Below are 21,486 nucleotides of genomic sequence, written 5' to 3'. Positions count from 1 at the left end.
GCATTCAGGCTGTGCGTGGGTAAAATCTGGCGCTGACCATTTTTTGCGCAACCCATAAAAGTGTTTTGTGAACAGGGGCTTACCCCACCCATCCACAGCTTGCCCTCAGCCCGGTTCAACTTCGCTGTGCATGAGTGCGGTGGGTGGGCTGAATCAAAGCCCTGACGAGGCCTGAGGGCAGGGGTTGCCTGTTTTTTGGGCAAGCAGTAAAAGTGCCACAACAACAGGGTGTTGCGGGGCTTATCCACAGCTGCCCCACACGCCGGCACATGTTCTGTGTGCATGAAGTACGGGCTGTTCCCCGGCCGGCCTGTCATGGCCCAGTAATACACCCGCCGTAAGCTTGTCCGCATTATGGACCTGCAAAACTGACAGGCGGGATGAGGTGTCCTTACACGTCTTGAGCCGGACTGAGCGGGATGAAACGCTGGGTCTGCTGGTGCAATTGCTGCACGAGCAGGCCTTGCATGCCTGCTTTCAGCCCATTGTGGACCTGCGGCAGGGGCGCGTCCTCGGCTTTGAGGGTTTGATCCGTGGTCCGCAAGGCAGCGTGCTGGCAACGCCGCTGGCGCTGTTTGAGGTAGCTTCACGGCATGGGCTGCTACTACAGCTGGAGGCCTGCTGCCGCAAGGTGATCCTGCGGGCGTTTGCCGAACAGGGCTTGCCGGGTCAGCTGTTTCTCAATACCTCTGCCGATTGTTTCTTTAGTCCCGGTTTTTCCAGCGAGCAGTTGCAGCAACAGCTGGCAGAACTGGACATGCGCCCCTCGCAGCTGGTGCTGGAGCTGACCGAGGAACGCCCGGTCGCCAGTTTGACGCAACTGCTGCGCAGTCTGGACCCCTATCGTCAGGCCGGTTTTGCGCTGGCGCTGGATGACCTCGGCGCGGGTTATTCCAGCCTGCGTCGCTGGCATGAGCTCAAGCCCGCTTACGTGAAGATGGACATGCACTTTGTGCAGGAAATCGACGCGGAGCCCATGAAGCGGCACTTTACCCAGACCATACAGCAGCTGTGCACCCTGTCCGGCGCCTTGCTGATCGCCGAAGGCATTGAAAGCCATCGTGAACTGCGGGTGCTGCAGGAACTCGGGGTTAGCTACGGTCAAGGCTATTTTTTGGGCAAGCCACAGCCAGAAGCGGTAACGCCGCTGGATCAGGATGTGGTCGCCACCATTCAGAGCGAGGCTCGCCGTGCCCACCAGCAGCGCAATGCCCGCCCGGGGCAAGTGGTGGCGCACTCCCTGCTGCATCGGGTTGAGCCGGTCGCACCGGATGTGCATTGCGAGGCGGTCTACCAGCGCTTTGCCCGTGAGCCGGATCTGGTGGCTCTGCCGGTGGTCGATCATGGCCGTCCGCTGGGCATGCTGGACCGGCAAACCTTGCTGGAGCTGTTTGCTGGCCCGTTCAAGCGCGACCTGTATGGCCGTCGCCCCTGCCGGGTACTGATGGATGCGGATGCGCTGGTGGTAGAAGCCAATACCGCGTTGACGCACCTGAGCCAACAGGTGCTGGAGGGCGGGCGAGCACAATTGGGCAAGGGCTTTGTCATTACCGATGGAGGTCTGTATCAGGGCGTTGGCAGTGCCTTTGACCTGATGCGGGCCATTACAGCGCAGCAGCTGACCGCCGCCCGTTATGCCAACCCGCTGACCCAGTTGCCAGGCAATGTACCGATCGACGAACAAGTTGACCGGCTGTTGGCGGAGGCTACGCCGTTTGTTGCCTGCTATGCCGATCTGGACCATTTCAAGCCGTTCAATGATCTGTATGGCTACCGGCAAGGGGACGACCTGATTCGCCTGACCGGACGCATCCTGGTGGACGCCTGCCATGCCGAGCTGGACTTCATTGGCCATATTGGCGGCGATGACTTCATGCTGCTGATGCGCAGCGCCGATTGGGAATCACGCTGTCGGCATGCCCTGTTTCGCTTTGACGAAGAGGCCGCGCACCTGTTTGATCCTGAGCATCGACGCCAGGGGCGACTGCATGCCACAGACCGTACCGGGCAGGAGGGGCAGTTCCCGCTGACCAGTCTTTCCCTGGGCGCCGTGGTGGTGTCCGGGCAGGGCAGCATGACCCATCATGCACTGGCAGAGCAGGCGGCCCTGATGAAAAAGCGCGCCAAGCAGTGCCCCGGCAGCACACTGGCCGTGGTAGAGCCCGGTCAGGAGCCGGTGATCCTGGTGGTCACCCGTGGCCCGGCCGGGCAACCCGTCTCAGGCTGCTGACAGGTCCAGGCGGCTGCGCTGCTGACCATCCGGCGCAAAGTTGTCCGGCGACAGCCAGCGCCCCAGCTCCACCGAGATACGCGGCCACTCATGGTCAAGGATGCTGTACCAGGCGGTGTCCCGGTTATGGCCACGGTCGACCCGCACCTGACGGTGGATGCCTTCAAAGGTGAAGCCCAGGCGCACCGCGGCGCGGCAAGACGGTGCGTTGAGGCTGTTGCACTTCCATTCGTAGCGGCGGTAGCCCCAGGCAAACGCCTGCTTCATCATCAGATACATCGCTTCGGTGGCGATCCGGCTGCGTTGCAGCGTCGGGCTATAGTGCAACCAGCCGACTTCGACTGCGCCTTCCTTGCGGTCGATGCGCAAATAGCTGGCTTGACCCAGTACCGCACCCGTTTGTTGATCAAGGATGGCAAAGAACAGTGGGTCAGTGCTGTCGACCCGCTTGTTCAGCCAGGCGTCGAATTCGGCACGACTGGCCGGATGGTCCATCAGGTAGGTCCAGGTATCTTGCGCCTCATCGCTCATCAGGCACTGCCACAGGCCATCAAAGTGGGCGCGGGACAAGGGCTCCAGCCGGCAATAACGGCCAGTCATCACCATGTGCTCAGGGCCGGTCAGCGCTTGCCAGTTCGCCACCGGATAGCCAATGGCTTGCCCAAACGGGTTGATGACAGGATCTCGTGACATGATGAACACTCCAGGATCGGATCAGGATTAAAAAACAGTGGCTCCTAGCCTAACCATGACTGGGCTGGGTGTTTAGTGCCAATCCAGTGCCAGTGCAGGGGCCAGTGTGGTGGAGTGTTCCAGTGTGATGCGCAGCTGATGCCAGGGACGGCTGCGCTGCCAGACGCGCCAGCGCACGGCCGGAGTCAGGCTGCTGCCGACCAGACCGTGTGGTCCCTCCCACAGCAGGTTCAATTGCTGCACATGGCCCTTGCACAGTGCTTGCCACAGCGGGGCAAACCAGCGCTGCTCCAGCTGCAGCAGCCCCTCGCGCCACTGCCAGCCATCCTGCCAGGCCGTGGCCGCCTGTAGCTGGGGCAGGACCAGCAGGTGCTCGCCGGTGGGGGTGGAGGCCAGCCAGCGCGTGCCATCGGCGGGCAAGGGCTGGATGGGGCGCTGTTGCCAGCGGGCAATGCCTTGCCACAGCGGCGCATCGGCCCACAGCTGCAGGGCGTGTTTGCTGGGTTGCGCCGGGGGGAGTGCGCCTTCACCCCATAGCCAGACACTGTGGAGCAGCGGATCACCCTGTCGGTCGCGTACATCGTTGACGGGATGCTGGTAGAGCAACATCTGCAGCTCATTGAGCAGACGGTGCCAGTGCATGGCTTGTTCGCCCTGGGGCAGCCGCGGGTGGATATCCCGCCCCAACACCTGCAGCAGCGGCGTGGTGTGCATCGCCGGGGCGGAGGGCAGGCGCAGGAACCAGCGGGTGGCATCGGCAGCGACAAACTGCAAGCCATCGTCGGCAAAATGCGTGTTCAGCGCCGCCAGCAGCGCGTCGCTCTCGTCGCGGCTCAGGCTGAACTGGCTGCTGTCGAGCAGGATCAGCTCGCCACGCGAGGGTTGCAGGCTCACCGGGTCGGCGTGCAGCCAGTGGCCTTCACCCGCATCCAGACCCAGTCCCAGGGCGCTCAGCGCAGCGTGCGGCAAGGGTTGAGGCAGGCCCAGGCGGTCAGCCAGTACCGCCAGACCGTCGAGGCCCAACGGGCGGTGGCGGGCACGGCGGAACAGCAGGTCCAGTGCCGGGGTCGGCAATTGCTGGTACAGCGCGGGGTCGGCGTCAGCCCAGCACAGGCCGGGCAGGTAGAGGTTCAGTTTCATGCGTCCATTGTAGCGCAGCACTGTAAGCCGTCGGCGGTGGTGTGCGACCAAGCCGATAATGGAACAACAGGAGCACGCATCATGGTGTATCGCTGGATGGGATGGTTGAGTGCCTGCTGGCTGCCGCTTGCAGCCGCACCCTTGTGTCAGGTGAGCAGCCCGGCCTACCCGCAGCCGCTGGTGGAGCTGTATACCTCGGAAGGCTGCAGCAGCTGCCCGCCGGCAGACGCCTGGCTGGGCCGCCTGCCGCCGGAGGTCAATGCATTGGCTTGGCATGTGGATTACTGGAACGGACTGGGCTGGACCGATGCCTTGAGCCAAGCCGCCTGGTCGCGGCGACAGCGACAGATGGTACAGCGTGAAGGCGGCAATGTGGTCTATACCCCGCAGGTGATGCTCAATGGCCGTTCACTGGAAGCCTGGGAGGGCAGCCGTGTGCAGGCAGCCCGACAGGCGCGTGCGCGGGTGAGCCTGCAACTGCAGGTGCTGTCACAGGATGCGCAAGGCCTGCAAGTGGCACTGCAGGGCAAGGCGGAGGGCGTGCCAGTACGCTACCAGCTGGCCTTGACGCGCGCGCCGTTCCCGCACGCCATCGCCCGGGGGGAAAATGCCGGTCGAACCCTGAGTCATCAGCATGCGGTGCTGTGGTCGGCTGAAGTGACCGGCGATGGCCAGACCATCCGGCTGCCTGCTGTGGCCGAGGCGGCGCGACTGGTGGCCTGGGCCGATGCGCCGAATGCGCCCCAGGTCTGGCAGAGTGTGTCACTGCCCTTGAACCGCTGTGTCTCGGTGCCGGGCTGACGGCAGCCGGTGGCTGTGGCACACTGCCGACTTCTTGCTGACTGGGGTGCGCGGTGCGCCATTTTGAATTGATGCTGGGCTTGCGCTATACGCGGGCCAAGCGTCGCAACAGTTTCATTTCCTTCATCTCGCTGGCATCCATGCTCGGCATTGCGCTGGGGGTACTGGCGCTGATTACCGTGCTGTCGGTGGTCAATGGCTTTCAGAAGGAAATTCGGGCCAAGATGTTTGGTACCACCGCGCATCTGGAAGTGCAGGGCATGCCGCAGCTGCAGGACTGGCCTGCGGTGCGGACACTGGCACGCCAGCAGCCGCATGTGCTGGGTGCGGCCCCCTATGTGGAGTCGCAAGGCTTGCTGTCGTGGGAATCCAACGTCAAGGGGGCGCTGATTCGTGGCGTGGACCCGGCACTGGAAGGGCAGGTAGTGGATTTTGCCGGGCATATGCGGCAGGGGCGGCTGGATGCCCTCCAGGGCGGCGCGTTCAACATCGTGCTGGGCTCCCAGCTCGCGCGTGAGCTGGGCGTCTACGTGGGCGACAAGGTGGTGCTGATGGCGCCCGATGGCCAGGTCACCCCCGCCGGCGTGATCCCGCGCATGAAGCAATTTACGGTGAGCGGCATTTTCCACATGGATTACAACATCGTGGATGCCAATGTGGCACTGATTCATCTGCGGGATGCGCAAAAGCTCTACCGGCTGGGTGATGCGGTGAGCGGGGTGCGGGTGCGGCTGGACGACCCCGACCGTGCGCCCACCTTGCGGCTGCAGCTGCTGGCGCAATTGCCGCGTGATACCTACGCCACCGACTGGTCCTTGCAGAACGCCAGCTATTTCCGTGCAGTGCAGACCGAGAAGGTGATGCTGACCATCATCCTCACCCTGATCATCATGGTAGCGGCTTTCAATCTGGTCTCCACCTTGGTGATGCTGGTGACCGACAAGCAGGCGGACATTGCCATCCTGCGCACGCTGGGCGCCAAACCCGGCAGTATTCTCGCCATTTTCATCGTGCAGGGCATGATTACCGGCCTGATCGGTACTGCGCTTGGCGTGGTGGGCGGGGTGGCCTTGTCGTTGAATATTGATGTGTTGATTCCGTGGCTGGAGCGGGTGCTGGGCATGCAGCTGGTGCCGCCCGAGGTCTACATGATGTCCACCTTGCCGTCCGACCTGCACTGGAATGAAGTGGGCTGGATTGCCGCCATTTCCTTGAGCCTGTCCTTTGTAGCGACCCTGTATCCGAGCTGGCGTGCATCACGGGTGCAACCGGCGGAGGCCCTGCGCTATGAGTAAAACGCCTATCCTGCAGGCCGTGTCGCTGAGTAAGCAGTACGGTAAAGGGCCCACCGCGGTTGACGTATTGCGCGAGGTCCAGCTGGAAATTGCCGCGGGCGACCGGGTGGCCATCATCGGCGCGTCCGGTTCCGGCAAGAGCACCCTGCTGCACTTGCTGGGCGGGCTGGACAAGCCGGCCAAGGGTGAAGTCCGTCTGAACGGGCAAGCCTTCTCCAGCATGAGCGAGGCACGGCGCAGTGCAGTCCGTAATCAGTCGCTGGGTTTTGTCTACCAGTTCCACCACCTGCTGCCGGAGCTGACGGCGCTGGAAAACGTGGCCCTGCCGCTGCTGATCCGGCGGCAGCCTGCCGCTGAAGCCCGCAAGCAAGCCTTGGCCCTGCTGGAGCAAGTGGGCCTGGCGGCGCGGGCCGCCCACAAACCCGGCGAGCTGTCCGGGGGGGAGCGTCAGCGTACGGCCATTGCCCGCGCGCTGGTCACCCGCCCGGCCTGCCTGCTGGCGGATGAACCCACCGGTAACCTCGATAGTGACAACGCCCGCCAGGCGTTTGATTGCATGCTGGAGCTGAACCAGCAGTTGGGCACGGCCCTGGTACTGGTGACCCACGACCTGGAACTCGCCGGACGCATGCAGCAGCGTTACCGTCTGCGGGATGGCCGCCTGAACGCGGAAAGCTGAGCGGCAAGCGCAGGACGCACGGTCTACACTGCAAGTGTGTATCTGCATTTGGGGTGAGGCCGCATGGCGGCAATCGGTCGTTTTGAGCTGATCCGCACCTTGGGCAAAGGGGCGCAGGGGACGGTCTGGCTGGCGCGGGACCCGGTACTGGGCCGACAGGTTGCGCTGAAGGTCTGGCATGACAAGAACGTGGCGCAGCAAGCAGACTTGCTGGACGAAGCTCGCGCCGTCAGCCGTCTGCAGCACCCCCATATTGTACAGCTCTACGATGTGCTGACGCAGGATGGTGCGCCGGTGCTGGTGTTCGAGTATGTCGATGGCGTCAGCCTGGCCGATCACTTGCGGTTTTCCGGGCGACTGGAACCCTATCGCGCGGCCCGCATCCTGCGCGATGTGCTGTCCGGCTTGACGGTCGCGCATGCGCAGGGATTGTTGCATCGGGACATCAAGCCCGCCAATGTGATTCTGGACCTGAATGACCAGGCCCGGCTGATGGACTTCGGGGTTGCCGCACCGGTCGGGGTGTCGGGCGATACGGTGTCAGGCAGCCCGCAGTACATGCCCCCCGAGGCCGTGCATGGCAGCACTCTGGGACTGGCCGCCGATGTGTTCTCGGTGGGCGTGCTGGGCTACGAGATGATGACCGGGCACAGCCCCTTTGCCGGTGACAATCTGTTTGCGGTGTTTCACCGGATTGCCCATGTCCCGATCACCCCACCCTCGCAACTGCAGCCGGAGATTCCCCCTGCACTGGAGCATGTGCTGCTGGTGGCACTGAACAAGGAGGCGGGCGAGCGCTACGCGCAGGCGAGTGACATGCTGGCTGCACTGGAGGCTTTTCTGGCCCCTCCATTGCAAGCAGAGGGGAGTAGCACCGGGCAGACCACGCTGGACTTTCTGCTGCGCCGTTTGCAGCACGCGCAAGACTTCCCGGCGCTCTCGCGCTCCATTTCTGCCATCAACAAGCTGGTCGCGGCGGACGCTGAGAGCATTCACCGGCTGGCAGAAACCATCCTGCGTGACTTTTCCCTGACCAACAAGCTGCTGCGCATGGTCAATTCCGCGACCTATGGCCAGTTTGGCGGCACCATCAGCACCATTTCGCGGGCGGTGATGATCCTTGGTTTTGAGGCTGTGCGCAATCTCGCCATCGGGCTGGTGCTGTTTGAGCATTTGCAGAACCGCAGTCAGGCCAGCCACCTGCGTGAGCTGATGTTGTCCACCTTCCTCTCGGGCTTGCTGGCCAAAGGGGTGGCACGCAAGCTGAACTTGCGCAGCACGGAAGAGAGTTTTATTGGCGGCATGTTCTACCAGATCGGCAAGCTGCTGACCGCTTATTACCTGCATGACGAATACCAGGAAATTGAACGTAGACAGCAACAAGGTAGCAATGAGGCGGCGGCGGTGGTGCAGGTATTGGGGCTGAGCTATGCCGAGCTGGGTGTCGGGATTGCAAGGGAGTGGAATTTCCCGGACCGGCTGGTGCAAGCCCTGCATGGCTACACGAGTGAGCGGGTGCCGACCCCACATGCTGACACGGATCGCTTGCGACTTTCCGCCAACCTGGCCGGAGAGCTGACACAGTTGGCCACTTCCAGCGCGGTGGCCGAGCGTGACAAACTGATGGTGCAGCTGGCAGAGCGCTATGGTGCGGCGAGCGGCATGCGTGCGCGAGAACAGTTGCAACTGCTGCAAGCGGCGCTGGCCGATCTGGCGCGGGATGCGCATTATTTCGGGCTGGATGCCGGGGGTGGCGATTTCCTGCAACGCATGCAGGACTGGACGGGCCTGAGTGGCGCGATCATGCCTTCTGCAGCGGGCAACCCCGGCGAACTGCTGGAGGAGGCCCATCAGCAGGCGCGACAAGCGGCGGTGAGTGATATGACCACCGAGCGCCCGGATGCGCAGGCGATCCTGTCGGCAGGGATTCAGGACATCACCAATAGTCTGGTGAGTGATTTCAAATTGAACGACCTGATCAACATGATTCTGGAAACCATGTACCGCGGCATGGGATTTCAGCGCGTGCTGTTCTGTGCGCGGGATGCCCGTTCACCCCGGCTGCAGGCCCGCTTTGGCTATGGGGCGGATCTGGCGCGCATGCAGCAGCAATTTGTGCTGCCACTGGATGGCGCGCAGGATGTGTTTCAGCTGGCGCTGGCCAAGAATCTGGACGTGCAAATTGACGATGCGTCGGCCCCGAATATTGCCGAGCGGGTACCCGCATGGTTCCGCCGTATCGTTGGCGCAGAGGCTTTCCTGATCCTGCCCTTGCAGGTGGACAAGCGGTTGGTGGGCATGTTCTATGCTGACCAGGCGCTGGCAAATACATTGCAGCTGGGCAGCAAAGAGCTGACCCTGCTCAAAACGTTGCGTAACCAGGCGGTACTGGCCATTCGGCAGAAGCAGGCCTGAACCCGCTTGCCTTGTGGGCAAGGGCTTGGCAGAATGCGGCTGTGCATGGCAGAGGCTGTGCACATATAAGTACGTCTTCAGGGCGGGGTGAAAGTCCCCACCGGCGGTATGGCCGAAAGGCCGAGCCCGCGAGCGCCTGCCTTACCGGCAGGGTCAGCAGATCTGGTGAGATGCCAGAGCCGACGGTTACAGTCCGGATGAGAGAAGACGTGAACCCCGATGCCACAGCCGTGGCCGTCGGTGTTCGCCTGTCTGTCCGCCAGATCGCTGGCGGCATCGCCCTGAAACGTTTTTCGTTTGTATCATTACGAGGAGCGTTTCAAATGTCCAATTTGTCCCATCTTGTTGATCCGGTACTGGAAAGCCGTATGGCTGCGGCCTTGCAGGCCATGCGGGAGGGTCGTCCTGTGCTGTTGCTGGATGACGATGACCGTGAAAACGAGGCCGACCTGATCGTCGCTGCCGACCGGCTGACCGTGGAGAACATGGCCATGCTGATTCGGGATTGCAGCGGCATTGTCTGCCTGTGCATGCCGGATGAAGCCTTGCAAAAGTTGCAACTGCCGCCCATGGTCAGTGACAACCAGAGCCGCTATGGCACAGCCTTCACCGTGTCCATCGAGGCACGGCATGGTGTCAGCACCGGCGTCTCCGCCGCAGACCGGGTGACCACCATCCGTGCCGCGACAGCAGCACAGGCCCGGCCGGAGGATCTGGTCAGTCCCGGCCATGTCTTCCCGCTGCGTGCCGAGACGGGCGGTGTACTGGTGCGGCGGGGTCACACCGAAGGCTCGGTGGATTTGGCGCGGATGGCCGGGCTCTCGCCCGCCGCGGTACTGTGTGAGCTGATGAATCCGGATGGCAGCATGGCACGCGGCGAGCAGATCGAGGCTTATGCTCGCCAGCACCAGTTGCCCAGCCTGACCATCGACGAGCTGGTGCGCTACCGTCAGCGTAGCGGCCTGTAAGCGAGTCTTACCGTGAAGTTCTGGGGCGTCGCAGCGCAATGCTGAGGTAGAGCCCCAGGCAACTGCACAGGCTGATGACCAGCAGGAGGGTTTTGCTGGTTGTCAGCCCGCCACAGAGGGTGGCCAGCGCCAGATGGCGCTGCGGAAATTCCTGCATCAGATACAAGATCATCGCGTCCTCAATGTAGTTCAATAATGCCGCCAGCCAGGGCAGCAGGCTCAGCGATTGCCAAACACGACCACTGTGCCCGCCGCTACGCCACTGGCTGGCATGCCGGATGCCGAGGGAAAACAGCAGCGTATAGGCCGGAATCAGCCACAGTGCGTCCATCAGCACGATGTTGCGGTAGATGGTGATGGCCTGTGGGGTCAGCTGCTGCAGATAACGATACGCCGTGTCTGCGTCATAAAATGGCAGCAGGTTGAGGATGGTGTAGCCGCCGTTGGCATCCCGATAGGCAGGAATCGACAGCGGCAAGTGGGTGGCATTCAGCAGCAGGTAGGCGGTCAGGAACAGCCCCAGTAGCAGGATCAGTTGTGGCCCGCGTGACCATTGCAGGGGTGACTTCATGTGCAGGTTTCTCCTAGCAGGATGGGGGCCAGCTGGGCGTAGAGGCTCTCGGCATCGGTAGGGACTTCAATCCGGTAGAAGCGCAAACGGGCCAGCTGCCCTAGCGTGCCCACCAGGATGGCTGCACGCAGGCTGACACTGCCGGGCAGGGGGCGCTGTTCCAGCCAGGCGTGTAACAGCGGTAATGCGCTGCGGGCTTGGTCTTCGGGTGACAGCTGTGCCCATAAGGAGATGAAGTGCTCATTCAGGTAGAGCAGGGCATCCGGATAGTGTTGCAGCCAGTGACTGAAGCATTGCAGGAGCTGACGAAGGGTGTCCTGAGGCGGTTGTGACTGCTGCAGGATCTGTCGCAGTTGGTCATGCAGCGCCAGATAGCAACGACGGAACAGCTCCAGAACCAGCGCTTCCTTGTTGGGAAAATGCTTGAACAGCGCGGGATTGCTGAGCCCACTGACGTCGGCCAGCTGGCGGATGCTGGTACCGTGTACGCCATATTGCCCCATCAAGCGGATGGCGGCGGTCAGTAGCGTGCGTTTGCCTGCAGCGTCGGACGGGTGGTGCCAGGGTGGCAGGGCAGTCATCAGCGGCTTTCGATGGGAAAGAGCCGCAAGGATAGCACAAAGGTTAGCGATTGCTAACCTTTGTGCAGGGTCACACTGCCACAAGCACCCGACAGCCTAGCTGCTGCAAACGTTCACGCACGATGACGGACAGTTGCGGGCTGACGATCATGTCAGGCAGCTGTGATGCGGGCAGGATCTGGCAGGGTGAATGCGTGTCGAACTTCTCGCTGGAGGCCAGCAACCAGCAGGCGCGTGCCTGCCGAGCCAGAGCACGCTTGATCAGCGCCTCTTCCGGGTCGCCTGTGCTGGCACCCTGTTCGCAATTGATGCTGCTGGCTCCCATGAAATAGAGGTCCGGTTGCAGCTGCTGAATGGTTTCCAGCGTCATGCCGCCCACCGCCACCATCGAGTGACGATACAAGCGCCCGCCCAGCAACACGACGTCGAGTAGCGGGTGCTGTGCCAGTGCCATGGCAATCGGCGGGCTGTGGGTCACAAAGGTGGCTCGCAGGCTGGCTGGAATCTGCTGGCACAGCGCCAGGGTGGTGGTGCCACCATCCAGTACCACCATGTCTCCCGGCTGGATCAGGGTCAGCGCGTGCCGAGCAATTAGCTGCTTTTCTTCGCCGCACAAGGTTGACCGGGTTGTCAGATCGGCCAGCGCGGGAGAGCGCGGCAGGGCGCCGCCATGTACCCGTTGCAATAAACCTTGCTTGTCCATCTCGCGCAAATCGCGCCGGATGGTGTCTTCCGAGATCGACCATTGCTGCGCCAGCACTTTGGCGACCACCTCGCCTTCCTGCTGTAACAGATCAAGAATGTACTGGCGTCGTTGTTGGGTTAGCATTGCACGAAAATTCTTGTTTTTGCATGAAATTGCACGATACACTGTGTGGGTGATCGAAACAAGGGGGTGTCATGGCAGAAGAAACGCAGCGCGTCAGGGTGAAGACCGTTACCCTGCTGTCGGACAACTGGTATGTGCTGAAAACCACGACCTTTGACTTTCTGCGGAGGGATGGCCGCTGGCAGACGTTGAGCCGCGAGACTTACGACCGCGGTCATGGTGCGGTCATCTTGCTCTACCACCCACAGACGCAGGAAGTGGTGCTGGTGCGGCAGTTTCGTTATCCCGCGTATGTCACCGGGCACGATGGCTTCTTGCTGGAAGCCCCGGCGGGGTTGCTGGATGCGGCAGATCCGGAACATCGCATCCGTGAGGAGGTTGAGGAAGAGACGGGCTACCAGGTAGGGAATGTGCAGAAAGTATTTGAGGCCTTCATGAGCCCCGGCTCGGTGACCGAACGTCTGCACTTCTTTGTGGCACCTTTTGACCCCGGCCAGCGTAGCGGGCAAGGTGGCGGGCTGGAGGCAGAGGGTGAGGACATCGAGGTGGTGCTCATGCCTTTTGTTGAGGCCATGCAGAAGGTTGAGCATGGCGAGATCTGTGATGCCAAGACCATCATGTTGCTGCAGTACGCAGCCCTGCACTTGTTCACCAAGGCGGCATGATGAGCCAATCCTTGATGATTCTGGTGGCTGGCCCTTACCGTTCGGGAACCGGCGATAATCCAGCTAAACTGGCTGCCAATGTGGCGGCCATGGAGTCGGTTGCCTGGGCGCTGTATCAGCAGGGCCTTATGCCCGTGCTCGGTGAATGGCTGGCACTGCCCATGCTGCGCCTGGCAGGGAGTCACGGGCCAGGCGACGTACTATGGGACGCGCACTTTCATCCGCATGCCGAACGCCTGCTGGCGCATTGCGATGGGGTGTTGCGCATTGGCGGGCCGTCCCGTGGTGCTGACCGCATGGTGGCCGTAGCACAACAACTGGGAAAACCAGTGTTTCAGACGTTGGAAGCGGTACCCGCGGCGGGCGGATACATTCAGGATGCGGTTGAACCGCTATAATAGGTTTTTAATAACCTTGCCGTTTTGAATCATGGAAGCTTCATCTGTTGTATCTGCCACCATCCTGCTGATTCTGGTGACCGACCCGCTCGGGAACATCCCCTTGTTCATCGGCCTGCTCAAGCAGGTCGATCCCAAACGTCGCCGCCGCATCATCATCCGGGAAGTGTTGTTTGCCTTCTTGATCCTGCTGTTTTTTGTCTTTTTTGGCCGCAGCCTGCTGGACTTGATGCACCTGTCCGACAAATCACTGGGTATTGCCGGCGGAGTGATCCTGTTCCTGATCGCACTGCGCATGATCTTCCCGCATCCGGAAGGCATCTTTGGCCACCAGATGCATGGGGAACCCTTTATCGTGCCCTTGGCCATACCGTTCATTGCCGGGCCGTCGGCGATTGCGACCGTGCTGCTGCTGGTGTCCAACCAGCCAGACCGGCTGGGATCGTGGATTCTGGCGCTGACCATTGCCATGCTGGTATCCGCCGTGGTGCTGGGCTTCGCCGAGCGCATAGCGGACTTCCTGGGCGAAAAGGTGACCATGGCGTTTGAGCGGCTGATGGGGCTGATCCTCACTGCCATTGCCATTGAGATGTTGCTGTCCGGGATTGAAAAGTTTGTGCGGGAGCTGCAGCAGCTACCGCATTGATCATGCGCCGCCTTGCGGCAGGAGCCTGTATGAATGTTGCCGATATCGTCCTGTTTGCTACCGCTGCTGCGGTAGAGGACAACTACGTGGTGGATGCGGAAAAGCTGCTGGCGGGTGACGGTCGGCAGGCGGTGCGCAATGTGTACTCGGATGAAAGCGACCAATTCCACGCCGGCGTGTGGCGGGGAGAGGTAGCCACCTGGCGGGTGCGTTACACCGAGCACGAGTTCTGCCACATGCTGACGGGCGAGGTCAAAATCACCGACGCGACGGGGGAGAGCATTACCGTGCGTGCGGGCGACAGTTTTGTGATTCCGGCGGGCTTTGTCGGGGTATGGCAGGTGCTGCAGCCGGCCAGCAAGCTGTATGTGATCTTCGAGTCAAAGCGCTAGTCAGCGCTGCTCGGCCAGCAGGGCGACAAACGCAGCGGCAAAGGCATGGCTGTCTCCCGGCCAGCGGGCGGACACATACTGGCCGTCGCGCACCACAAAGCCGTACTCCGGGTGGTCGCGGCGGTCACGTCGCAACGGCAAGGGACCACTCACAAAGTCGTCCGCTGAGGCCAGCGCGGCGCTGACCTCGGCCTGGACGGTAGTCGGATACGTGCGATAGTAACGGCCCAGCCAAAAGCAGGTCATCAGCCAGCCACTGTATTCCAGAGCACAGGTCAATGCAGCCGTTTTGCGGCCATGCAGTACCGAGCGGCCATCGGCCATGCGACTGCGCGCCAGCAGGACCGGGCCGTGACAAATGGCAGCCACCGGCAGATTGGCCGCAAAGCTGGCCACCACACATTGCTGCGCGGCCTCGCTTTCCAGCAGGGTTTTCACGCCTTGGGCATGGCCTCCCGGCACCAGCAGGGCGTCATGCTCCACGCTGGCCCAGTCCTGATGGCGAATGGGGTGAGCAAAAGGTGGGTCACTGCACATGTCACGGTAGGCCGCCAGACCATCAGGGCGTGTCATCAGCAGCGGATTGAGCAGGCCAAAGCCGTGCTTGACCATGCGCGGGTCGGCAAAGGCGGGTTGACCGCCCGGCGTGGCAAAGATCACCTCGTGCCCGGCCTTGCGCAGTGCTGCCCAAGGGACTGCGGCCTCGGTGGGATCGTAGTCTCGTTCGGGCAACAGCATCAGCACTTTGGCCATGGAGTGTCCTGCCAGTCAGAAAGATGTCCCTATGGTAGTGACTTGCCGTGAGAAGTCCAGCCCCGGAACGAGCAACTTGACCGTTTGACCGCTCCGGCTCGGCGCGGGCGCGGGAAGCCGCTACAATAGCCGGTTGTTTGTCAGGAGTTGTCGATGGAACCGCTACGTTTGAGTAAACGCATGGCCGAACTGGGGCTGTGTTCACGCCGAGAGGCGGACGACTACATTGCCCGGGGCTGGGTGAAGGTGGACGGCGTGGTGGTGAGCGAACTCGGCAGCAAGGTGCTGCCCAGCCAGCGCATCGAGCTGATGCGACAGGCGACCGCCCGGCAGGCGGCGCGAGTGACCATCTTACTGAACAAGCCGGTTGGGTATGTCTCCGGCCAGGCCGAAAAAGGTTACAAACCCGCAGCCAGCCTGGTGACGCAGGAGACCCATTTCAATGGCGACCGCAGCAACATCGCCTTCGACCCGGCGCATTTGCGAGAGCTGGCCCCGGCCGGACGGCTGGACATTGATTCGGTGGGCCTGCTGGTACTGACGCAGGATGGTCGGGTGGCCAAGCGGCTGATTGGCGAGCATTCCACCGTTGAAAAAGAGTATCTGGTGCGGGTGCAGGGGCGCTTGTCCGAGCAGGGCCTGCGCTTGCTGAACCACGGTCTGTCACTCGATGGCGAGGCGCTGCAACCGGCACGGGTGTGGTGGCAGAACCAGGATCAGCTGCGCTTTATCCTGCAAGAAGGCAAGAAACGACAGATTCGCCGCATGTGCGAGCTGGTAGGTTTGCGTGTGGTCGGCCTCAAGCGGGTGCGCATTGGTCGCGTGATGCTGGGCGATCTGCCGCAAGGGCAGTGGCGCTATCTGCGCGAGGATGAGCAGTTTTGACGGCTGAGGTGATGCGGATGGACCTGAGCCAGCCGGACGGACTGGACCGTTTGGTAGATGCCCTGGCCGGACCGGGCTGGGCGGTGACCGAGGGTCTGCTCCCACCTGCAACGGTGCAGCAGTTGCGTTCCTCTTGCCTGCAGGTGCATGCCGCGGGCGGATTTCATCTGGCCGGTACCGGCCGTGCCAGCCAGTTTGCAGTGCGGGAGGGTATTCGCTCGGACGAGGTGATGTGGCTGGACCCGGCAACGGCAGATGCTGCACAGCAGGCCTATCTGCAGCGGCTGGAGTCGGTGCGGCAGGCGGTCAATCGCGCCCTGTTCATGGGGCTGGCGGAGTATGAGTGCCACTTTGCCCGCTATGCGGCCGGGGCCTTCTATGGACGCCATCTGGATGCGTTTCAGGGGCAGCGCAGTCGGGTGTTGAGCTGCGTTTACTATCTGAACCCGGACTGGCAGATGGACGACGGGGGGGCGCTGCGGCTGTGGCTGGATAGTGACGAAGCCGGTCCATACCACGACATCCTGCCGCAAGCCGGAACGGCAGTGTTTTTCCTGGCCGAGCGTTTCTGGCATGCCGTGCAGCCCGCCCAGCGTGAACGGGTCAGCCTGACGGGGTGGTTCCGGCTGCGCGGCTGACTTGTCGTCAGCGGTAGCATCCTTTAAGCTGTCCGGTAGCGAAAAACGATACCGGAGGCGATGTGTCACAGGGTGCCCGGCTGATTCATGCCATCAAACAGCAACTGCGCCAGCGCGGCCTGACCTACAAGCAGGTGGCCGAGGTACTGGATTTGTCCGAAGCCAGCGTGAAGCGGTTGTTTTCCAGTGAACGCTTCACCCTGGAGCGGCTGGAACAGGTGAGCCGCATGCTGGAGTTGTCGCTCGCTGATCTGGTGGCGCTGGCAGACGAGCCGCGCCTGTCGCATCTGAGCCAGGCACAGGAAGCGGCGCTGGTGGCGGATCCTTCACTGTTGCTGGTGGCGGTTTGTGTGGTCAACAGCTGGACGGTGGACGAGATCATTCAGGTCTACGACGTAGACCTGCCGCTCTGCGTGCGCCACCTGGCCCAGCTCGACCGCATGGGGCTGATCGACCTGCATCCGGGCAACCGGGTCAAGCTCAAGGTGGCGCGTGATTTCGACTGGCTGCCGGGTGGTCCCATCCGCCAGTTTTTCCGCCATACCGGACAGCAGGATTTCGTCAATGGTGCCAGCGATCAGGAGCTGTGGTTCCTGCATGGCATGCTGAGTGATGCTGCACATGGCCAATTGCGCCAGCGCTTGCTGTCGCTCAAGCAGGCGTTTGCCGATGCACACCAGGCCAGCGACCATCTGCCACTGAGCGGACGCCATGGCAGTGGCCTGATGGTGGTGTTCCGGGAGTGGGAACACCCTACCTTTACTGCGATGCGGCGGCCAGTTAACACCTCCGCATGAAAACGCTATAATTTTCAGTAGAGCGCGGGGCCGGGTGTCGGCCCCGTTTTTGTTTGGATTCAACCGGCCCGCAGGGTGTGGTGTCCGGTCACGCCGTGGGCCTGTCTTGCCCACTGGCAGGAGAGCAGCATGGCATTGCAATTCCGTTTGCATCGTACCGAGGGCGAAGCCCGTCGTGGTACGGTGACCCTCAATCACGGCGAGGTGGAAACCCCCGCCTTCATGCCGGTCGGTACCTATGGTTCGGTCAAGGCGATGTCGCCGGATGAGATCGAAACCATCGGCGCACACATTGTGCTGGGCAATACCTTCCACTTGTGGTTGCGCCCTGGGCTGGATGTGATCGCGGCGCATGGTGGTCTGCACCGCTTCATGAACTGGCACCGGCCCATCTTGACGGACTCCGGCGGTTTTCAGGTGTTCAGCCTGGGGGCGCTGCGCAAGATCACCGAAGAGGGCGTGCGCTTTCAAAGCCCGGTCAATGGGGACAAGTGTTTCCTGACCCCGGAAGAGTCGATGCGCATCCAGACGGTGCTGAACTCGGACATCGTGATGATTTTCGATGAATGCACCCCCTATCCGGCGGACCTGAAGCAAGCGGCGGATTCGATGCGGCTGAGCCTGCGCTGGGCCAAGCGCTCCAAGGCAGCCTTTGGCGAGCAGCAGAACCCGAATGCGCTGTTCGGCATTGTACAAGGTGGCATGCACGAGAATCTGCGTGAGGAATCGCTGGCCGGGTTGACCGACATTGGCTTTCACGGCTATGCCATCGGGGGCCTGTCGGTGGGCGAGCCCAAGCCGGAGTTTCACCGCATGGTGGCGTTTACGGCGCCGAAGCTGCCCAAGGAGAGCCCGCGCTATCTGATGGGGGTAGGTACACCGGAGGATTTGGTGTATGCCGTCAGCCACGGCGTGGACATGTTCGACTGTGTGATGCCCACTCGCAATGCGCGCAATGGCTGGATCTTTACCCGTTTTGGCGACATCAAGATCAAGAACGCCAAACACCGGCTGGATACTCGCCCACTGGATGAAACCTGCGACTGCTATGCCTGCCGCAACTTCAGCCGGGCCTATCTGCACCACCTGCACCGCACCGGGGAAATCCTCGGTGCTCGTTTGAACACCATCCATAACCTGCACTACTACCAGCAACTGATGCGCGACATGCGTGGCGCGCTGGATGCCGGCCGCTTTGCAGAATTTACCCGTCAGTTTGCCGAAGAGCGGGCGCGGGGTACGGACTAATCATATTGGGAACTAAGCGCTTGAAGATGAAGATCACGTTGTGGAAACCCTTGCTGGGCGCTGCGTTGCTGGTGGCTTCCTGTGTCGCGTGGGCAGATGCTGCCAGCACGCCGCTGGTGGCAGACAGCCGCGTTGTGCAAGGCACCTGGTCGAATGGCATGCGTTACATGATCCGACGAAACCTGGTACCCCGTAACAAGGTTGAACTCCGCCTGATAGTGCAGTCTGGCTCCATGCAGGAAACCGAGCAGCAGCAAGGCTACGCGCACTTGCTGGAGCACCTGGCTTTCCGCCATACCCGCCATTTTCAGCAGCAGGATGTCGCCAGTTTCATCGAGTCCCTCGGCATGCGCATTGGCCCGGACACCAATGCCCATACCAGTTTTAATGAAACCAGCTACGAGCTGTCCTTGCCTACCACTCAGCCTGCCCGTTTCAAGCAGGGGCTGCAATTACTGGCAGATTGGGCAGGAGGCATTCAGTTCGACCCGGAAGATGCCCGCAAGGAAGCGGCCATCGTGACCGAGGAGTGGCGGCTGCGCGAGCACCGGGATGCACAGCTGGCACCGCTTGAAAATCTGGAGCTGGCCGGCAGCGCGTATCTGCAGCGCAAACCGATCGGCAAGATGGAGTGGGTAGCCAGGGCGGATGTGGCGCAGCTGCAAGCGTTCTACCAGCAATGGTATCGCCCGGAGCGGATGAAGGTCGTGGCGGTTGGCGACATTGACCCGGTCGAGCTGGAGGCGCAGCTGCGCCCATTGATGCAGGCCATTCCCCGCTCACTGGAGCAAAAGCCATTTGTGGCCGAACGGATCCCGGACGCAGACAAAACCCGCGCTGTGGTCATGAAAGTGGACCAGGACAGCTACTACGTCGGTTTCAGTTGGGTAGAGCCGCATTCGCCTGAGCGCACGGCGGCGGAATACCGCAGCAATCTGCTCAACTACTTGCACTATCACATGCTGCGTAACCGACTGCGTGCCGTTGGTTTGCGGCCCAACCAGGCCTTTCAGGGCGTGCGCGGGGATACCGATCCGACGCTGGATGGCAAGGTGCAGCGTTCCCTTTGGGCCTGGCCGACCAGCTATGATCTGGGGAGCGCGTGGGAGTCGATGCGCACCGAGCTTGAGCGTGTGCGTCAGCATGGTTTCACGGTGCAGGAATGGGAGCGCGCCAAGGCGGAATCCCGTGTGATTCTGCAATCGCAACTGGATGATGATGAGCATCTGGAGTCGTCGGCCGTTCTGGAGCGTTTGCTGAATGATTGGAATGGAGACCGAACGACGCTGTCTCCCGCTGATGAGCAGGGTCGGGTCCAGGCCTTGCTGCAGCAAGACCTGCTGCCGGAAATCAATGCCTTGGCCAAGCGCCTGTCACAACAACAAGCCATCCACTGGATCCGGCTCGGTAGCAATGAGCGCTACAAGGCGCCTGATGCGGAAAGGTTGCTGCGTATTGATGCCCGTATGGCGCAGGAACGCCTGTCCCCCTTTGAGCCTGCCCCCGAGCGGCCATTGTCTGCCCCCCCTGGCAAGCCTGGGACCGTGGTGGCGGAAGAGGCCGACCCGGAGGGGGCATGGGTGCGCTGGCGTTTCAGCAACGGTGCCGAGGCGCTGTTTTACCGCACACGGGATCAGGGCAAACAGGTGAGCTTTGCCGCTGGCATGTTTGGCGGCGAGGCCGCTGTGCCGCGCACCCTGTATGCCCCGGCGACCATCATCGACCGCGCCTTGAACGACAGTGGTGCCGGTGCATTCCGGCAAGGCGAGCTGGACTGGGTGCTGGCGACCCAGACTGCGCGGCTGAAGTATTATGTCAATCCGTACGATCATGGCATGCAGGGGCAGGCGCAAATACAAGACCTGACCAACCTCTTGTCGTTGATTCACCTGCGGCTGACCCAGCCTCGCTTTGAGGAAGACGAAACCTGGGGCTGGCTGGGGATGTGGATTGGACGAAACCGGGAGTTGTCTTCACGCAGCGACCTGCAATTGCAGGAAGATATGATGGACAAGATCTGGGGTGGGCACTATCGCAAGCTGATGCCCTCGCCCGGTACGGTACGGCAGACTGGAGAGGATGACTTCAAGTTTGTCGCCCGCCGTTTGTGGGGCAACCCGGCGGCTTTACGGTTTGTGTTTGTGGCGGATATGGACCCGGAAGCCATCAAGCCCTTGCTGGCGACCTGGATTGGCGGTTTGCCACAGCCGGATAACTGGTTCAAGCCGGAAACGCCAGACATGCTGGTGGCCAAAGGCGGATTCCGTGAAATTCGCCAGCACAGCAGCGACTCGCAAAAGCAGGTGTCGGCCCGCAAGAGCGATACCACGCTGTACCTGACCGCACGGGCGGAAGTTAGTGAGGAAAACCTGTGGTTGCGCCGCCTGGTGGATGATGTACTGGATCGACGGCTGACCAAGGCCATCCGTGAAGACAAGGCACTGACGTATTCCGTGTGGGTGGACAGTTCACTCAAACAGTACGAAGGTTTCTTTGCCGAAGCGCACTTTTCCGGCGAGGCCAGCCATGCGGCGGAAGCATTGCGCGAAGCGGAGCGGGTGATTGCCGATCTGCGCACCCAGGGGGTGACGGCCACTGAGCTGGAAGAGGGGCGCCTGCGCTTGCTGCGGCAGCTGGCCGAAGAGCAGCAGGATAATGCCAGCTTGCGCAGCCGGGCCTTGGGGCGCTGGTTGATGGGCTGGCCGTTGCGTAACCGCGCAGCACTGGAAGCGCAGATCAAGGCCATCACGCTCGAGCAGCTGAACCAGCGGCTGAAGGCGTGGCTGGCGGCGGAAGGCATGTCGGTCGCTCAGCTTAATCCACGTTCCTGATGGGTGTTGAGGCCGTTCCCTTCGTGGGCCG

Annotated in this window: 21 protein-coding genes and 1 riboswitch; of the genes, 15 read left to right on the top strand and 6 right to left on the bottom strand. The window is 61.9% G+C overall.

Annotated features, from left to right (window positions below):
- Positions 1–385 precede the first annotated feature (385 nt).
- Positions 386–2,230: a GGDEF domain-containing protein gene (locus tag HF682_RS07230; protein WP_168876519.1), complete on the top strand. Its 1,845-nt coding sequence runs from the start codon at positions 386–388 to the stop codon at positions 2,228–2,230.
- Here HF682_RS07230 and HF682_RS07225 read toward each other — a convergent pair.
- Together HF682_RS07225 and HF682_RS07220 are read right to left on the bottom strand one after the other, a co-directional pair.
- A complete protein-coding gene (locus HF682_RS07225) occupies positions 2,219–2,923 on the bottom strand; it encodes a GNAT family N-acetyltransferase (protein WP_168876518.1) in 705 nt (234 codons plus the stop codon). The two genes, HF682_RS07230 and HF682_RS07225, sit on opposite strands and share 12 nt — an antisense overlap.
- Before the next feature lie 72 nt (positions 2,924–2,995).
- Positions 2,996–4,063 (bottom strand): hypothetical protein, encoded by a 1,068-nt coding sequence (locus HF682_RS07220; protein ID WP_168876517.1) that lies wholly within the window; start codon positions 4,061–4,063, stop codon positions 2,996–2,998.
- 81 nt (positions 4,064–4,144) lie between these two features.
- On the opposite strand from HF682_RS07220, the gene HF682_RS07215 reads away from it, so the two are divergent.
- From HF682_RS07215 to ribB, 5 genes are all read left to right on the top strand, one after another.
- Positions 4,145–4,864 carry a DUF1223 domain-containing protein gene (locus tag HF682_RS07215; RefSeq protein WP_168876516.1) on the top strand — a complete coding sequence of 240 codons (720 nt, stop codon included), beginning with the start codon at positions 4,145–4,147 and terminating at the stop codon, positions 4,862–4,864.
- 53 nt (positions 4,865–4,917) lie between these two features.
- Positions 4,918–6,159 carry a lipoprotein-releasing ABC transporter permease subunit gene (locus HF682_RS07210; protein WP_168876515.1) on the top strand — a complete coding sequence of 414 codons (1,242 nt, stop codon included), beginning with the start codon at positions 4,918–4,920 and terminating at the stop codon, positions 6,157–6,159.
- Positions 6,152–6,838, top strand: a complete 687-nt coding sequence (gene lolD / locus HF682_RS07205) for a lipoprotein-releasing ABC transporter ATP-binding protein LolD (protein WP_168876514.1) — start codon at positions 6,152–6,154, stop codon at positions 6,836–6,838. The genes HF682_RS07210 and lolD overlap by 8 nt, the downstream gene beginning before the upstream one ends.
- Before the next feature lie 63 nt (positions 6,839–6,901).
- Positions 6,902–9,253: a serine/threonine protein kinase gene (locus HF682_RS07200; protein WP_168876513.1), complete on the top strand. Its 2,352-nt coding sequence runs from the start codon at positions 6,902–6,904 to the stop codon at positions 9,251–9,253.
- Positions 9,254–9,322: 69 nt separating this feature from the next.
- Positions 9,323–9,466: riboswitch (FMN riboswitch) on the top strand.
- A gap of 110 nt (positions 9,467–9,576) precedes the next feature.
- Positions 9,577–10,221 (top strand): 3,4-dihydroxy-2-butanone-4-phosphate synthase, encoded by a 645-nt coding sequence (gene ribB, locus HF682_RS07195; protein WP_168876512.1) that lies wholly within the window; start codon positions 9,577–9,579, stop codon positions 10,219–10,221.
- A 7-nt stretch (positions 10,222–10,228) separates the two neighbouring features.
- Here the strand turns inward: ribB and HF682_RS07190 are convergent, their stop codons facing one another.
- The 3 genes from HF682_RS07190 to HF682_RS07180 form a co-directional block, all read right to left on the bottom strand.
- Positions 10,229–10,792, bottom strand: a complete 564-nt coding sequence (locus HF682_RS07190; protein ID WP_168876511.1) for a hypothetical protein — start codon at positions 10,790–10,792, stop codon at positions 10,229–10,231.
- Entirely contained in the window at positions 10,789–11,373 is a 585-nt protein-coding gene (locus HF682_RS07185; RefSeq protein ID WP_168876510.1) for a TetR/AcrR family transcriptional regulator, read from the bottom strand. The genes HF682_RS07190 and HF682_RS07185 overlap by 4 nt, the downstream gene beginning before the upstream one ends.
- A gap of 70 nt (positions 11,374–11,443) precedes the next feature.
- Positions 11,444–12,202: a DeoR/GlpR family DNA-binding transcription regulator gene (locus tag HF682_RS07180; RefSeq protein WP_168876509.1), complete on the bottom strand. Its 759-nt coding sequence runs from the start codon at positions 12,200–12,202 to the stop codon at positions 11,444–11,446.
- Between the two features lie 71 nt (positions 12,203–12,273).
- Here HF682_RS07180 and HF682_RS07175 point away from each other — a divergent pair, with 71 nt between their 5' ends.
- Genes HF682_RS07175 through HF682_RS07160 form a run of 4 tightly spaced genes read left to right on the top strand, consistent with a single transcriptional unit; the run spans position 12,274 to position 14,303 of the window.
- On the top strand, positions 12,274–12,867 hold the full coding sequence (locus HF682_RS07175; protein WP_168876508.1) for an NUDIX domain-containing protein: 594 nt from the start codon (positions 12,274–12,276) through the stop codon (positions 12,865–12,867).
- A complete protein-coding gene (locus HF682_RS07170) occupies positions 12,867–13,265 on the top strand; it encodes a DUF4406 domain-containing protein (protein ID WP_240947074.1) in 399 nt (132 codons plus the stop codon). The genes HF682_RS07175 and HF682_RS07170 overlap by 1 nt, the downstream gene beginning before the upstream one ends.
- 31 nt (positions 13,266–13,296) lie before the next feature.
- Entirely contained in the window at positions 13,297–13,911 is a 615-nt protein-coding gene (locus HF682_RS07165) for a MarC family protein (protein WP_168876506.1), read from the top strand.
- A 29-nt stretch (positions 13,912–13,940) separates the two neighbouring features.
- Positions 13,941–14,303, top strand: coding sequence for a cupin domain-containing protein (locus HF682_RS07160; protein WP_168876505.1), 363 nt, complete (start codon positions 13,941–13,943; stop codon positions 14,301–14,303).
- Here the strand turns inward: HF682_RS07160 and HF682_RS07155 are convergent, their stop codons facing one another.
- Positions 14,304–15,056, bottom strand: a complete 753-nt coding sequence (locus HF682_RS07155) for a type 1 glutamine amidotransferase domain-containing protein (protein ID WP_168876504.1) — start codon at positions 15,054–15,056, stop codon at positions 14,304–14,306.
- 153 nt (positions 15,057–15,209) lie between these two features.
- On the opposite strand from HF682_RS07155, the gene HF682_RS07150 reads away from it, so the two are divergent.
- From HF682_RS07150 to HF682_RS07130, 5 genes are all read left to right on the top strand, one after another.
- Positions 15,210–15,941, top strand: a complete 732-nt coding sequence (locus tag HF682_RS07150) for a pseudouridine synthase (RefSeq protein ID WP_168876503.1) — start codon at positions 15,210–15,212, stop codon at positions 15,939–15,941.
- 17 nt (positions 15,942–15,958) lie between these two features.
- Entirely contained in the window at positions 15,959–16,579 is a 621-nt protein-coding gene (locus tag HF682_RS07145) for a 2OG-Fe(II) oxygenase (protein WP_168876502.1), read from the top strand.
- 62 nt (positions 16,580–16,641) lie between these two features.
- The gene (locus HF682_RS07140) at positions 16,642–17,376 is read left to right on the top strand and encodes a helix-turn-helix domain-containing protein (protein WP_168876501.1); all 735 of its coding nucleotides are present in this window, start codon (positions 16,642–16,644) and stop codon (positions 17,374–17,376) included.
- A 129-nt stretch (positions 17,377–17,505) separates the two neighbouring features.
- The gene (gene tgt / locus HF682_RS07135) at positions 17,506–18,624 is read left to right on the top strand and encodes a tRNA guanosine(34) transglycosylase Tgt (protein ID WP_205881924.1); all 1,119 of its coding nucleotides are present in this window, start codon (positions 17,506–17,508) and stop codon (positions 18,622–18,624) included.
- A 26-nt stretch (positions 18,625–18,650) separates the two neighbouring features.
- Entirely contained in the window at positions 18,651–21,455 is a 2,805-nt protein-coding gene (locus HF682_RS07130) for a M16 family metallopeptidase (RefSeq protein WP_205881923.1), read from the top strand.
- Positions 21,456–21,486: the final 31 nt, after the last annotated feature.

This window comes from Leeia aquatica, from assembly GCF_012641365.1.
GTDB lineage: Bacteria > Pseudomonadota > Gammaproteobacteria > Burkholderiales > Leeiaceae > Leeia > Leeia aquatica.
Note: the sequence above shows the minus strand (reverse complement) of the source record. Positions and strands in the feature narration are given on the sequence as shown.